This is a genomic window from Streptomyces sp. PA03-1a, assembly GCF_033792805.1.
In the GTDB taxonomy this organism is placed as follows: domain Bacteria; phylum Actinomycetota; class Actinomycetes; order Streptomycetales; family Streptomycetaceae; genus Actinacidiphila.
The window spans coordinates 1-14,380 of sequence record NZ_JARAVO010000019.1; the positions used below are offsets into that span (position 1 = coordinate 1).

At 73.6% G+C, this 14,380-nt stretch carries 11 protein-coding genes; 10 read left to right on the forward strand and 1 reads right to left on the reverse strand.

Annotation, left to right across the window (positions count from 1 at the left end):
- Positions 1 to 228 precede the first annotated feature (228 nt).
- The 10 genes from PV341_RS06260 (at position 229) to PV341_RS06305 (ending at position 11,355) form a co-directional block, all read left to right on the forward strand.
- The gene (locus PV341_RS06260) at positions 229 to 2,346 is read left to right on the forward strand and encodes a molybdopterin oxidoreductase family protein (protein WP_500356954.1); all 2,118 of its coding nucleotides are present in this window, start codon (positions 229 to 231) and stop codon (positions 2,344 to 2,346) included.
- Positions 2,347 to 2,397: 51 nt separating this feature from the next.
- Positions 2,398 to 2,616, forward strand: coding sequence for a type II toxin-antitoxin system VapB family antitoxin (locus PV341_RS06265; protein WP_319140420.1), 219 nt, complete (start codon positions 2,398 to 2,400; stop codon positions 2,614 to 2,616).
- On the forward strand, positions 2,613 to 3,017 hold the full coding sequence (locus PV341_RS06270; protein ID WP_500356956.1) for a PIN domain-containing protein: 405 nt from the start codon (positions 2,613 to 2,615) through the stop codon (positions 3,015 to 3,017). Before PV341_RS06265 ends, PV341_RS06270 begins: the two co-directional genes overlap by 4 nt.
- 111 nt (positions 3,018 to 3,128) lie before the next feature.
- Positions 3,129 to 4,469, forward strand: coding sequence for an NAD(P)/FAD-dependent oxidoreductase (locus tag PV341_RS06275; RefSeq protein WP_500356958.1), 1,341 nt, complete (start codon positions 3,129 to 3,131; stop codon positions 4,467 to 4,469).
- A gap of 1 nt (position 4,470) precedes the next feature.
- Positions 4,471 to 7,056, forward strand: a complete 2,586-nt coding sequence (nirB, locus tag PV341_RS06280; protein ID WP_500356959.1) for a nitrite reductase large subunit NirB — start codon at positions 4,471 to 4,473, stop codon at positions 7,054 to 7,056.
- The gene (nirD, locus tag PV341_RS06285) at positions 7,053 to 7,385 is read left to right on the forward strand and encodes a nitrite reductase small subunit NirD (RefSeq protein ID WP_500323037.1); all 333 of its coding nucleotides are present in this window, start codon (positions 7,053 to 7,055) and stop codon (positions 7,383 to 7,385) included. The genes nirB and nirD overlap by 4 nt, the downstream gene beginning before the upstream one ends.
- 28 nt (positions 7,386 to 7,413) lie before the next feature.
- The gene (locus PV341_RS06290; protein WP_500323036.1) at positions 7,414 to 8,061 is read left to right on the forward strand and encodes a PhzF family phenazine biosynthesis protein; all 648 of its coding nucleotides are present in this window, start codon (positions 7,414 to 7,416) and stop codon (positions 8,059 to 8,061) included.
- 784 nt (positions 8,062 to 8,845) lie between these two features.
- Positions 8,846 to 9,043 (forward strand): antitoxin, encoded by a 198-nt coding sequence (locus PV341_RS06295; RefSeq protein ID WP_500323035.1) that lies wholly within the window; start codon positions 8,846 to 8,848, stop codon positions 9,041 to 9,043.
- Between the two features lie 60 nt (positions 9,044 to 9,103).
- Entirely contained in the window at positions 9,104 to 10,030 is a 927-nt protein-coding gene (locus tag PV341_RS06300) for an oxidoreductase (RefSeq protein ID WP_500323033.1), read from the forward strand.
- Positions 10,031 to 10,197: 167 nt separating this feature from the next.
- Positions 10,198 to 11,355, forward strand: a complete 1,158-nt coding sequence (locus PV341_RS06305) for an alkaline phosphatase PhoX (RefSeq protein ID WP_500356960.1) — start codon at positions 10,198 to 10,200, stop codon at positions 11,353 to 11,355.
- Between the two features lie 82 nt (positions 11,356 to 11,437).
- On the opposite strand, the gene ppdK is transcribed toward PV341_RS06305, so the two are convergent.
- Positions 11,438 to 14,203, reverse strand: a complete 2,766-nt coding sequence (gene ppdK, locus PV341_RS06310; protein ID WP_499511786.1) for a pyruvate, phosphate dikinase — start codon at positions 14,201 to 14,203, stop codon at positions 11,438 to 11,440.
- Between the last annotated feature and the right edge of the window lie 177 nt (positions 14,204 to 14,380).

The window sequence follows — 14,380 nt, forward strand, 5'->3', positions numbered from 1 at the left end:
CCCGCACTGATCGCGCCGGATGGGGGTCCCCCCAGCCTTCGGCCGGGGGGACCCCCATCCGGCGCGATCAGTGCGGGCGGGTGGACGCCCGCCGCAGGCGCAAACAACCCGCACACGGCAAACGACCCGCACCCTCACACCCCGCACAGCCCCGCAGGGAGCGCACCGTACGCCGGGCGTAACGCCCCCGCCCGGGGGGCGAAACACCGGCGCCGCATCGTGGGCGGCATGAGCGCCAGCGGAACCGTCGACACCCACTGCCCCTACTGCGCCCTGCAGTGCGGAATGGGCCTCCGCCGCACCGCCGGAGGCAGCGGCATCCCGGACGTGGTGGAGCGCGACTTCCCCGTGAACAAGGGCGCCCTGTGCGGCAAGGGCCGCACCGCGCCCGCCGTGCTGGCCCCGGAGGCACGGCTGACCGGCCCCCTGGTCAGGGACCGCGCCTCGGGACGGCTGGAGCCGGCCCCCTGGGAGGACGCCCTGGACCGGGTCGCGGAAGGCCTGTTGCGGGTGCGGGCCGCCCACGGCCCCGACGCGGTCGGTGTGTTCGGCGGCGGGGGCCTGACCAACGAGAAGGCGTACGCCCTCGGCAAGTTCGCCCGGGTCGTGCTGCGGACGTCCCAGATCGACTACAACGGCCGCTTCTGCATGTCCTCCGCCGCGGCCGCCCACACCAGGGCCTTCGGCCTGGACCGGGGCCTGCCGTTCCCGCTGGCGGACGTCGCGCGGACGGGCTGCGTGATCCTGGTCGGCTCGAACCTCGCCGAGACGATGCCGCCCGCGCTGCGCTACTTCACGGAGCTGAAGGAGAACGGCGGCCGCCTGATCGTCGTGGACCCGCGCCGTACGCGCACCGCCGAGCACGCCGACCTGCACCTGCAGCCGCGCCCCGGCACCGACCTCGCCCTCGCGCTCGGCCTGCTGCACCTGGTGGTCGCGGAGGGCCGCGTGGACGAGGACTTCGTCGCGCAGCGGACGACCGGCTGGCCGGAGGCGCAGGCCTCGGCGATGGCGCTCTGGCCGGAGCTGGTCGAGCGGATCACCGGGGTGCCGGTGCCCAGGCTCCGGGAGGCGGTGGAGCTGTTCTGCGGCGTGCCGGAGGCGATGGTGCTGACCGCGCGCGGCCCGGAGCAGCAGTCGAAGGGCACGGACACGGTGAGCGCGTGGATCAACCTGTGCCTGGCGACGGGTCGCGCGGGGCGCCCGCTGTCGGGGTACGGCTGTCTCACGGGGCAAGGCAACGGCCAGGGCGGCCGGGAGCACGGCCAGAAGGCCGACCAGCTGCCCGGCTACCGCAAGCTCGACGACCCGGCGGCGCGCAGCCATGTGGCCCGGGTGTGGGGGGTCGACCCGGACGACCTGCCGGGGCCGGGGCGCAGCGCGTACGAGCTGCTGGACGCGCTGGGCCGGGACGTGAAGGGCCTGTTGCTCATGGGCTCCAACCCGGTGGTCTCCGCGCCGCGGGCGGCGCACGTCACCGAGCGCATCGCGGCGCTGGACTTCCTCGCCGTGTGCGACGTGGTGCTGTCGGAGACGGCGGCGATGGCCGACGTGGTGCTGCCGGTGACGCAGTGGGCCGAGGAGACGGGGACCACGACGAACCTGGAGGGCAGGGTGCTGCTGCGGCGCAAGGCCCTGGACCCGCCGGAGGGTGTGCGCAGCGACCTGTACGTGCTGAACGGGCTGGCCGCACGCCTGGGCCGGGAGAAGGGCTTCCCTGCCGACCCGGAGGAGGTCTTCGAGGAACTGCGCCGCGCGTCGGCGGGCGGGCCCGCGGACTACTCCGGGATCACCTACCGCCGCATCGAGGCGGAGGACGGGGTGTTCTGGCCGTGCCCGGACGTCCCGGCCGGGGACGCCGCGGCGCACCCGGGCACGCCCCGGCTGTTCCTCGACCGGTTCGCGACGCCGGACGGCCGGGCCAGGTTCGTGCCGGTGCTGCACCGGCCGGCGGCCGAGGAGCCGGACGGGGACTTCCCGCTGTACCTGACGACCGGACGGGTGCTGGCGCAGTACCAGTCGGGCGCCCAGACCCGACGGGTGGCGGAGCTGAACGCCGCCGCGCCCGGTCCGTTCGTGCAGCTCCATCCGCGCCTCGCCGAGCGCATCGGTGTCGCCGAGGGCGACCCGGTCGCCGTCACGTCCCGCCGGGGCCGCGCGGTGGCGCCGGCCCGGGTGGACCGCGCCATCCGTCCGGACACGGTCTTCATGCCCTTCCACTGGGCGGGCGAGGGCCGGGCGAACACCCTCACCAACCCGGCGCTCGACCCGACGTCCCGCATGCCGGAGTTCAAGGTGTGCGCGGTCCGCGTCGAGCGGGCGCAGCCGCGGGCCATCGACGCCTGATATCGCTGTTGATATACTGGCATCCTGCCTGATATCAACCGGGAGGTCGTCATGGCACGCACGGTCATCGATCTGGACGACGCGATGCTCGCCTTCGCCCAGCGGCAGCTCGGCACCAAGACGAAGCGCGAGACGATCAACCTGGCCCTGTCCATAGCGGCCGGGACGAGCGCCGACGACCGTGCCCGCGGGCTCGCATGGCTCCAGGAACACGCCGAGGACGTCCTGGACTTCGACTACCTGGCGGAGCAGGAGCGCGGCGGCCGATGAGCTACCTCGCTGACACCTCGGCGGTGTGGCGCCTGTTGCGGCGGCAGATCCCCGAGCCGTGGCCCACGCATGTGGCCCGGGGACTGGTCGCCATGTGTCCGCCGGTCGAAGCCGAGTTGATGACCGGTGTGCGCTCCGACCGCGAGTACGAGCCGTTTGTCGCCGTACTGCGCCGGACCTTCGGCTGGTGCCCGGCCCTCGACGATCCCTGGCGCCGGATCCACGCCGTGCAGCGTGATCTGATCGCCATCGGGCACCACAGGGGACCGTCGCCCATGGACATCCTCATCGCGCTGACCGCGGAGGCCCACGGCCTGACCCTGATCCACGCCGATCAGGACTTCGGGTCGTTGGCCAAGGTCCGGCCCGGGATCGCCATGATCAGGGTCGACCGGCCGTAGCCGGAGGCCGCTTCGGGCTCACAGCGGGGCCGGGCGGGCGCTGAGGGCACTGTTCCCCGGGGGAAACGACGGGGATGCGGCCGGGTAACAGCGGCGCCGCAGGCTCGTGCCATGAGGATGGTGGTGGTCGGCGGCGGAATGGCGGGGGCGCGCCTCGCGCAGCGTCTGGCGCCCTCCGGTGCGGACGTCACGGTGATCGGCGAGGAGCGGCACGCCCCGTACAACCGGGTGCTGCTCGCGGAGGTGCTGGCGGGCCGGTACGCGCCGGAGGTGGTCGCGCTGCCGGGGGTGCCCGGCGCGGTGGTGCGCCGGGGTGTCCGGGTGGTGCGGATCGACCGCGACGAGCGGGCCGTGGTCTGCGACGACGGTGGCGTGGTCCGGTACGACCGGCTGGTGCTGGCGACCGGCTCCAATCCGGTACTGCCGCCGCTGCGCGGGCTGTTCGCGCGGGACGGCGGCACGTTCCCGGAGGGGGTGCACGCCTTCCGCACGATGGACGACTGCCTGGCGCTCTCGGCGGCGGTGCGTCCCGGGGCGCGTGCGGTGGTCGTCGGCGGCGGGCTGCTCGGGGTGTCGGCGGCGCGGGCGCTGGCGGCGCGCGGGGCGCAGGTGGTGGTCGCCACCCAGGGCGAGCATCTGATGGAGCGTCATCTGGACGAGACCGCCTCGGAGTTGCTGCGCGCGCACCTGGAGGGACTGGGCGTCGAGGTGCACACCCAGTGCCGGGTGCGCGGTCTGCTGACCCGGGACGAAGACGGGGCCGGGGTCGCGCGGCCCTCCCGGCGGCTGCGGCCGGCCGGGACGGTGCGTACGGGAGGCGGGTCCGCGGGGGCGCGCCCGTCGACCCTGCCCCGTGGTGCCGCCGGCGACGGACGGTCGGCGCGGTCCGTGGTCACCGCGGTCGAACTCGCCGACGGCTACTGCCTCGGCACCGACCTGGTCGTGCTGGCCTGCGGCGTACGGCCGCGCGTCGGGCTCGCCCAGGCGGCGGGGCTGGCGGTCGCCAAGGGGGTGGTCGTGGACGACGCGCTGCGCACCTCGGACCCATCGGTCCACGCGATCGGCGACTGCGCCCAGCACGGCGGCGTCGTCTACGGCCTCGCGGGCCCGGCCACCGAGCAGGCGGACGCGCTGGCGGACGTCCTGACGGCCGACCCCGCCCCCCGGTACGGCGGTACCCGTTCGCTGACCCGGCTCACCCTCAACGGCCCGGCGGCCCTGGACATCGCCTCATTCGGCGAGACCACGCCCTCCCCGGGCGACGACGTGCTCCGCCTCGCCGACGCCACGCGCGGCGCGTACCGGAAGGTCGTCCTGCGCGGTGACCGCCTCGTCGGCGGCATCCTCCTCGGCGACCTCGGCACCGTGGGCGCGCTCGCCCGCACCTGGGAGGGCGACGAGGCGCTGCCCGTCGCCCCGCTCCACCTGCTCACCGACAACGGAGGGTCCTGACATGACCACGCCTACCATCGTGCTCGTCGGCCACGGGATGGTCGGACAGCGGTTCCTGGAGGCGCTGGCCGACCGCGGCCTGACCTCCCGTGCCCGGGTGGTGGTGCTCTGCGAGGAGCCCCGCCCGGCGTACGACCGCGTCCACCTCAGCTCGTACTTCGCCGGCACCGGCCCGGAGGGGCTGTCCCTGGTGGAGGCCGGCTTCATGGCGGAGCACGGCATCGAACTCCACCTGGGCGACCCGGCGGTCGCCGTGGACCGCCCGGCCCGGACCGTCACCGCCCGCTCCGGGCTCACGCTCGGCTACGACACCCTGGTGCTCGCCACCGGCTCGTACCCCTTCGTGCCGCCGGTCCCCGGCAAGGACGCGACGGGGTGCTTCGTCTACCGCACCATCGAGGACCTGCTGGCGCTCGAGGAGTACGCGATGACCTCGCGCACCGGCGCGGTCGTCGGCGGGGGGCTGCTCGGGCTGGAGGCGGCCGGCGCGCTCAAGGGGCTCGGACTGGACACGCACGTCGTAGAGTTCGCGCCCCGGCTGATGCCGGTGCAGGTCGACGAGGGCGGCGGCGAGGCGCTGCGGCGCACGGTCGAGGGCATGGGCGTGACCGTCCACACGGGGGTGGGCACGCAGGAGATCGTCACGACCGCCGACGGCTCGGTCCGGGCCATGGCGCTGTCGGACGGCTCGTCGCTCGACGTCGACCTGGTGGTCTTCTCCGCGGGCGTACGGCCGCGCGACCAGCTCGCCCGTGAGTGCGGACTGCCGGTCGGCGAGCGCGGCGGGATCGTCGTCGACGCGACCTGCCGCACCGAGGACCCGCGGGTCTACGCCATCGGCGAGTGCGCCCTGGCCTCGGACGGCCGGGTGTACGGCCTGGTGGCGCCGGGCTACGACATGGCGGAGACCGCGGCGAAGGCCATCGCAGGCCAGGAGGGCTCCTTCACCGGCGCCGACACCTCCACCAAGCTGAAGCTGCTCGGCGTGGACGTGGCCTCCTTCGGCGACGCCCACGGCGCGACCGCCGGCTGCCTCGACGTGGTCTACTCCGACTCCCGCTCCGGGATCTACAAGAAGCTGGTCGTCTCGCCGGACGGCGTGCTGCTGGGCGGCATCCTCGTCGGCGACGCCGAGCAGTACGGCATGCTGCGCCCGCTCACCGGCTCGGTGCCCCCGGTCCCCGCGGAGCAGCTGGTGCTCCCGGCGGGCGCGGGCGCCCCCGTGGCACTGGGCCCGTCGGCGCTGCCGGACGAGGCGGTGATCTGCTCCTGCCACAACGTCACCAAGGGCACGATCCGCGGCGCGGTCGCGGAGCACGGCTGCACGACGGTCCCCGAGGTGAAGAAGTGCACCAAGGCCGGGACCGGCTGCGGCAGTTGCGTGAAGGTGCTGGGCCAGTTGGTCACCGCGGAGCTGGAGGCCTCGGGCGTCGAGGTCGACAAGGGGCTGTGCGGCTGCTTCGCCCAGACCCGCCAGGAGCTCTACGAGATCGTGCGGGCGCTGCGGATCACCGGCTTCCGCGAGCTGCTCGACCGGCACGGCCGCGAGGGCGCCCGCGGCGGCGACGGCTGCGAGGTCTGCAAGCCGGCCGTCGGGTCGATCATCGCCTCGCTCGCCCCGGCGATCGGCGCCTCCGGCTACGTCCTGGACGGCGAGCAGGCCGCGCTGCAGGACACCAACGACCACTTCCTGGCCAACCTGCAGAGGAACGGCTCGTACTCGATCGTGCCCCGCATCCCGGGCGGGGAGATCACCCCGGAGAAGCTGATCGTCATCGGCGAGGTGGCCCGCGACTTCGGCCTCTACACCAAGATCACCGGGGGGCAGCGGATCGACCTGTTCGGCGCCCGGGTCGACCAGCTCCCGATGATCTGGACCCGGCTGGTGGACGCCGGCTTCGAGTCCGGGCACGCGTACGGCAAGGCGTTGCGCACCGTGAAGTCCTGCGTCGGGCAGACCTGGTGCCGCTACGGCGTGCAGGACAGCGTCCGCATGGCCATCGACCTGGAACTGCGCTACCGGGGCCTACGGTCCCCGCACAAGCTCAAGTCCGCCGTCTCCGGCTGCCAGCGCGAGTGCGCGGAGGCGCGCAGCAAGGACTTCGGCATCATCGCCACCGCGAGCGGCTGGAACCTGTACGTCGGCGGCAACGGCGGCGCCACCCCGCGTCACGCGGACCTGCTCGCCCAGGACCTGAGCGACGCCGAACTGGTCCGGCTGGTCGACCGCTTCCTGATGTTCTACATCCGCACCGCCGACCGCCTGGAGCGCACCTCCGCCTGGCTGGAGCGGATCGAGGGCGGGCTCGGCCACGTACGGGACGTCGTCGTCCACGACTCGCTCGGCATCTGCGGGGAGCTGGAGCGGCTGATGGCCGACCACGTCGCCCACTACCGCGACGAGTGGGCGCAGACGCTGGGGGACCCGGAGCGGCTGCGGCGCTTCGTCTCCTTCGTCAACGCGCCCGGCGTGCCCGACCCCTCGGTCCGCTTCGTCCCCGAGCGGGACCAGGTCAAGCCCGACCTCGACCTGCTCGCCGGCCCCGTGCTCCCCGTCCGCACCCTCGAAGGGACCACCACCGCATGAACGTCGAAGTCCTCCTCCCCGGCACCGCGGGCTGGTTCGCCGTCTGCGACCACGGCACCCTCACCCCCGGCCGCGGCGTCGCCGCCCTCCTCCCCGACGGCCGGCAGGCGGCCCTCTTCACCGACCGGCACGGGCGCCCGTACGCCATCGACAACCGCGACCCCTTCACCGGCGCCTACGTCCTGTCCCGGGGCCTGCTCGGCTCCACCGCCGAGGGCCGGGCCTTCGTCGCCTCCCCACTGCTCAAGCAGCGCTTCGACCTGGAGAACGGCCGCTGCCTCGACGACGAGGCGGTCTCGGTGCCGGCCTTCCCGGTGCGGGTGCGGTGACGGGCCGGACGCCTGCTTGAATCGGTCCATGACCGAGGTCGAGGTGCTGCGCGTGTTCATCGGCCCCGAGGGGCGGGGCGGGAACCTGCTCGGGGTGGTACGGGAGGGCGCGTCCGTGCCCGGGACGCAGGCGCGGCAGCGGTTCGCCGCGGCGCTCGGCTACAGCGAGACCGTGTTCGTCGACGACGCCGCACGCGGCGTCGTCGACATCTGGACGCCGAGCGTGCGGCTGCCCTTCGCGGGCCATCCGACGGTGGGGACGGCGTGGCTGCTCGGGGCCGAGTTGCTGCGGCCGCCGGCCGGCGAGGTGAAGGCCTGGACGGAGGGCGCCTTCACCTGGGTGCGCGGGCGCGCGGAGTGGGCGTCGGGGCGTCGCACCCAGCGGTTCGGCTCACCCGAGGAGGTGGACGCGCTGCCCGCGCCACCGCCCGGGGAGGGCTGGCTCTACGCCTGGGCCTGGGCGGACGAGGCGGCCGGACGCGTCCGCGCACGGGCCTTCCCGCGACGCGGCGACGGGATCGTGGAGGACGAGGCGACGGGCGCCGCGGCGCTCGTGCTCACCGGCGAGCTGGGACGCCCGCTGGACGTCCGCCAGGGCGCGGGCTCACAGATCCTGACCCGGGTCCACCCCGACGGCACCGTGGACATCGGCGGCCGGGTGTCCCTCGCCCCCTGACCGGTCGCCCATCCGGCCCGCGTCCCGATGGGCCCGGCGCGACGGCGAACCCGCCGGTCGCCCCCGCCTGGCACGGCGCCTCGCACCCGGACTCGGATTCCGGTCGCTCTCCGACGCCACTGCCGCGTCCCCCCTCCCAGAGCGAAACGACGGACCCGCCGGGCTCCCCTGTCGGGGCAGGCGGCCGCACCGGCACGCGGGTCACCCCGGAGCGCTGCCGACAGGCACCCCGGCAGGGACCACCACGCGCGCGCCCGCAATCCGCCTCTCGCACCACGGCCCGGCCGGCAGGCGTGCGCAACCGCACGAGCGCCCACCGCGGCCGCACCTCGCATCAGCCGCCCGCGGCCCGTGGCCCAGGCGGCACAACCGCCGTGCGCTGGACGGCGCGTGTGCCACCGCCCCGCGACCCCCGGCCGGGGCTTCGGACAGCGGGCCTCGCCGCTGGTGCACTGCCGCACCTCGCGTCGGCCGCCCGGGTGCCGCCGCCCCGTGGCTCCGGCCGGACGCCGTCCCCCTGCGACCGCGGTGCCCGGCGGCAACGACCGTACGCAGGACGGCGCCTGGGCCGCCGGTGCGCCGCCGCCACGGGATGCCCGCCGTCAGTGGTCCCCGTGGCCGGGGCCCGGGGTCCGGGCACGGCGCCAGGCCCCGGTCACGCCGCGCGTCACGCCTCGCTTCACCGCTCTGACCTGCGACTTCGACCACTCACGGGTTCCGGATGCGGATCTTCGGCGGGGCGGTGATGCTGAGAGAAGTGCCACTCACGGCGAGGAGGACAGCGATGTCCATGTTCGACAAGATCAAGGCCAAGCTGAAGGGCCACGAGAGCCAGTCCCAGAAGGGCATCGACAAGGGCGGCGACATGCTGGACGAGAAGACCGGCGGGAAGTACCAGCGCCAGGTCGACACGACCCAGGACAAGCTGGGCGACGAGTTCGGCACCGGCGGCACCGGCGAGGACCGTCCCCCGCACTCCTGACGCCGACGGGCCGTCGCGCACCCGTGTGGAGGGCGGCGCGGCGGCCCTACGCTGGCCCGCATGGCTTGGAGCGCGCACGACATCCCCGACCAGAGCGGCCGCACGGCCGTCGTCACCGGTGCGAACAGCGGCATCGGTTACTGCACCGCCCGCGAACTCGCCCGCAGGGGCGCCAGGGTGCTGCTCGCCTGCCGCAGCGAGACGCGCGGCAAGGAGGCCGTCGACCGCCTGAAGGCCGAGGTGCGGGGCGCCCGCGCCGGATACCGCCACCTCGACCTGGGCGACCTGTCCTCGGTGCGCGCCTTCGCCGCCGGGTACGACGGCACCGGGCTGGACCTGCTGGTCAACAACGCCGGTGTGATGGCCCTGCCGCACGGCACCACCGCCGACGGCTTCGAGACCCAGATGGGCGTGAACCACCTCGGCCACTTCGCCCTCACCGGGCTGCTGCTGCCACGCCTGCTGGCCACCCCGGGAGCGCGGGTCGTCTCCGTCTCCAGCAGCATGCACGCGGTCGCCACCATCGATCCCGGTGACCTCAACAGCGAGCGCCGCTACCGCCGTTGGGTCGCCTACGCCCGTTCCAAGAGCGCCAACCTGCTCTTCGTCCACGAGCTGTCCCGGCGGCTGGCGGCCGCGGGCGCCGGCACCGTCGTCGCGGCGGCGCACCCCGGCTACGCGAGCACCGGGTTGCAGACCCGCGCCGCGCGCATGGAGAACCGCCGGACCGTCGAACGCGTGGTGAACCTCGGCAACCGGGTGATCGCCCAGTCCGCGGACGCCGGCGCGCTCCCGCTGCTGTACGCCGCCACGGCCCCCGGCGTGCTCCCCGACTCCTTCACCGGTCCCCGCTTCCAGGGCTGGCGCGGCTCCCCGGCCCCCTCCTGGCGCGCCCCGTGGACCCGCGACGACCGGGCGGGCGAGCTGTTGTGGGCGGCCTCCGAACAACTGACGGGCGTCCGCTACGAGCTGCCCGCGGCGGGGTGAGCCGCCGCGTCCCGCGCCCTCTGCCATGACAGTGAATGCGACAGACGGTGGCGGGTGGTTCACGCTGTGTTGGCGAAGACGTCGGGGGGCGCACCCTAGCCTTCCGGTGCGCGACCCGCCCGCGGCGATGGGTCCGGGCGGGCCACCCCGTCGTCCCTGGAGTGATCGTGGAACGTCGAACCTTCCTGCGCGGAGCGGTGGTCGGCAGCTCGGCGGCCGCCTTCGGCGGCACCCTCATGCGCGGGGCGGTCCACGCCGCACCCGCCCAGCCCGGTGCCGGCCCCTACGGCGCGCTGCAGGCGCCCGACGCCAACGGGATCGCCCTGCCCGGCGGTTTCACCAGCCGTGTCGTCGCCCGCTCCGGCCAGAAGGTCGCGGGCACGTCGTACACCTGGCACAGCGCGCCCGACGGCGGCGCGTGCTTCGCCGACGGCACCGGCTGGATCTACGTCTCGAACTCGGAGACCGACCCGAACGGTGGTGCGAGCGCGGTGCGGTTCCACGCCTCGGGCAGCGTCACGGGCGCCTACCGCATCCTCTCCGGCACCCGGCAGAACTGCGCGGGCGGCAGGACGCCCTGGAACAGCTGGCTGTCCTGCGAGGAGGTCAGCCTCGGCCACGTGTACGAGACCGACCCCCGGGGCGTGGAGGCGGCCGTCCGCCGCGCCGCCATGGGCAGGTTCAAGCACGAGGCGGCCGCCGCCGACCCCGTGCGCAAGGTGGTCTACCTGACCGAGGACGAGACCAACGGCTGCTTCTACCGGTTCGTCCCGGCCACTTGGGGCGACCTGTCGGCCGGGACCCTGCAGGTACTGGTCGCCGGCACCGCCGCCTCGGGCTCCTTCACCTGGGCGAACGTGCCCGACCCCGACGGCTCCCCGACCGCCACCCGCAGCCAGGTGTCCGGCGCGAAGAGGTTCAACGGCGGCGAGGGCTGCCACTACGCCGACGGCACCGTCTGGTTCACCACCAAGGGCGACAACCGCGTCTGGCGGCTCGACCTGGCCGCCGGCACCTACGCGCTGGCGTACGACGACTCCCTGGTCCCCGGCAGTGCCCCGCTGACGGGCGTGGACAACATCACCGGCAGCTCCTCGGGTGACCTCTACGTCGCCGAGGACGGCGGCACCATGGAGATCTGCCTGATCACCCCGGACGACGTCGTCTCGCCGTTCCTGCGGGTCAGCGGCCAGTCCGCCTCCGAGATCACCGGTCCCGCCTTCTCCCCCGACGGCACCCGGCTGTACTTCTCCTCGCAGCGCGGCACGAGCGGCAGTTCGTCGGGCGGCATCACCTACGAGGTGCGCGGCCCGTTCCGTTCGTAGCCGGCGGAACGGAAGCGGGGGCGGCACCTTCGCACAAAGGTGCCGCCCCCGGTGAGGGTGGGAGATGGTCTTCCGGGCCGGGTTACCGGCAGTCGCTGCCCTTGCTCTGCGCCGCCGCGCGGCCCGCCTCCAGGCGGGCGACGGGGATGCGGAACGGGGAGCAGGAGACGTAGTCCAGGCCCACCTCGTGGAAGAAGTGGACGGACTCGGGGTCGCCGCCGTGCTCGCCGCACACGCCGAGCTTGAGGTCGGGCCGGGTGGCGCGGCCGGCCTCGGCGGCGGAGCGGACAAGGGCGCCGACGCCCTCCTTGTCGATGGTCTCGAACGGGGAGACGCCGAAGATGCCCTTCTCCAGGTAGGCGGTGAAGAAGCTCGCCTCGACGTCGTCGCGGCTGAAGCCCCAGACCGTCTGGGTCAGGTCGTTGGTGCCGAAGGAGAAGAACTCGGCGGCCTCGGCGATCTGACCGGCGGTCAGGGCGGCGCGGGGCAGCTCGATCATCGTGCCGAGGGTGAGGCTGAGCTCGGTGCCCGTGGCGGCCTCGACCTCGGCGATGACGCCCTCGGCCTCCTCGCGGACGATCTCCAGCTCCTGGACGGTGCCCACCAGCGGGATCATGATCTCGGCCCGCGGGTCGCCCTTGGCGTTCCTGCGCTCCGCGGCGGCCTCCGCGATCGCCCGTACCTGCATGGCGAACAGACCGGGGATGACCAGGCCGAGGCGCACACCGCGCAGGCCGAGCATCGGGTTCTGCTCGTGGAGCTTGTGGACGGCCTGCAGCAGGCGCAGGTCGTTCTCGTTGGCGTCCTTGCGGGACTCGGCGAGCGCGACCCGCACCGACAGTTCCGTGATGTCGGGCAGGAACTCGTGCAGCGGCGGGTCCAGCAGGCGCACGGTCACCGGCAGCCCGTCCATCGCCTCGAAGAGCTCGATGAAGTCGGACCGCTGCAGCGGCAGCAGCGCGGAGAGCGCCTTGTCGCGTTCGGAGTCGGTGTCGGCGAGGATCAGCCGCTCCACCATCTCGCGGCGTTCGCCGAGGAACATGTGCTCGGTACGGCACAGGCCGATGCCCTGGGCACCGAAGCGGCGGGCGCGGGAGGCGTCCTCGGCGTTGTCGGCGTTGGCGCGCACCCGCAGCCGGCGGACCCGGTCCGCGTACGCCATGATCCGGTGCACGGCCCGCACCAGCTCGTCGGCGTCGTCGGCGCCGGCGTGCATGCGGCCCTCGAAGTACTCCACGACCGGGGACGGCACGACCGGCACCTTGCCGAGGTAGACCTTGCCGGAGGAGCCGTCGATGGACAGGACGTCGCCCTCCTCGACGACGATCCCGCCGGGCGCGGTCATCCGGCGCCGTTTGGTGTCGACCTCGAGCTCCTCGGCGCCGCAGACGCAGGTCTTGCCCATGCCGCGGGCGACGACGGCCGCGTGCGAGGTCTTGCCGCCGCGCGAGGTGAGGATGCCCTCGGCCGCGATCATGCCGTTGAGGTCGTCGGGGTTGGTCTCGCGGCGGATGAGGATGACCTTCTCGCCGGAGCGCGACCACTTCACGGCGGTGTACGAGTCGAAGACGGCCTTGCCGACGGCCGCGCCCGGGGAGGCGGCGATGCCCCAGCCGATCCGCTCGGCCTTCGCCTTCTCGTCGAAGCGGGGGAACATCAGCTGCGCCAGTTGCGCGCCGTTGACCCGCTGCAGCGCCTCGGCCTCGTCGATCAGGCCCTGGTCGACCAGCTGGGTGGCGATGCGGAAGGCGGCGGCGGCGGTGCGCTTGCCGACGCGGGTCTGCAGCATCCACAGCTTGCCGCGCTCGATGGTGAACTCGATGTCGCACAGGTCCTTGTAGTGCGTCTCGAGGGTCTCCATGATCTGCATCAGCTGGTCGTAGGAGGTCTTGTCCAGCTGCTCCAGCTCGGCGAGCGGCACGGTGTTGCGGATGCCCGCCACGACGTCCTCGCCCTGCGCGTTGCTCAGGTAGTCGCCGTACACGCCCTGGTGGCCGGTGGCCGGGTCGCGGGTGAAGGCGACACCGGTGCCGGAGTCGGAGCCGAGGTTGCCGAAGACCATGGAGCAGACGTTGACGGCCGTGCCGAGGTCGCCGGGGATGCGCTCCTGGCGGCGGTAGAGCTTGGCGCGCTCGCCGTTCCACGAGTCGAAGACGGCGCGGACGGCCAGGTCCATCTGCTCGCGCGGCTCCTGGGGGAAGTCCCGCCCGGTCTCCTTGGCCACGACGGCCTTGAACTGCTCGACCAGGCCCTGCAGGTCGGCCGCGTCCAGGTCGAGGTCGTCGTGCGTGCCCTTGGCCCGTTTGGCGTCCTCCAGCGCGTCCTCGAAGAGTTCGCCGTCGACACCCAGCACGGTCTTGCCGAACATCTGGATGAGGCGCCGGTAGGAGTCCCACGCGAAGCGCTCGTTGCCGGCCTGCGCGGCCAGGCCCGCGACCGAGGCGTCGGACAGGCCGATGTTGAGGACGGTGTCCATCATGCCCGGCATGCTGAACTTCGCCCCCGAGCGGACGGAGACGAGCAACGGGTCGTCCGCCTGACCGAGCTTCTTGCCCATCTTCTGCTCGAGCGCCTCGAGGTGCGCACTCACCTCGTCGCGCAGCGCCGCGGGTGCGGCGCCCGACTCCAGGTAGACCTTGCACGCCTCGGTGGTGATCGTGAAGCCCGGAGGGACGGGCAGGCCGAGGTTGGTCATCTCGGCGAGGTTCGCGCCCTTGCCGCCGAGCAGGTCCTTGAGGTCCTTGTTGCCCTCAGTGAAGTCGTAGACGAACTTCTGGATTACTTGTTCTTCCGACACGGGACTCGCTCCTCGCGGCCGGGATGCCCTGACGGCGGGGAGCGTACCCATCTCGAAGGCGCTGCAGTACGTCAATCACCAGGTCACACGGTCGTAACCACCCATCCGCCGAGAGATCGAAAGTCATGGCGTCCTTCCGGGTGAACGGGGGATGCGTTCAACCGTCGAACACATGCTCTCGCCACGTGATCGCCACACTCGGAGCCGGTCACTCCACGTGAGGGATGA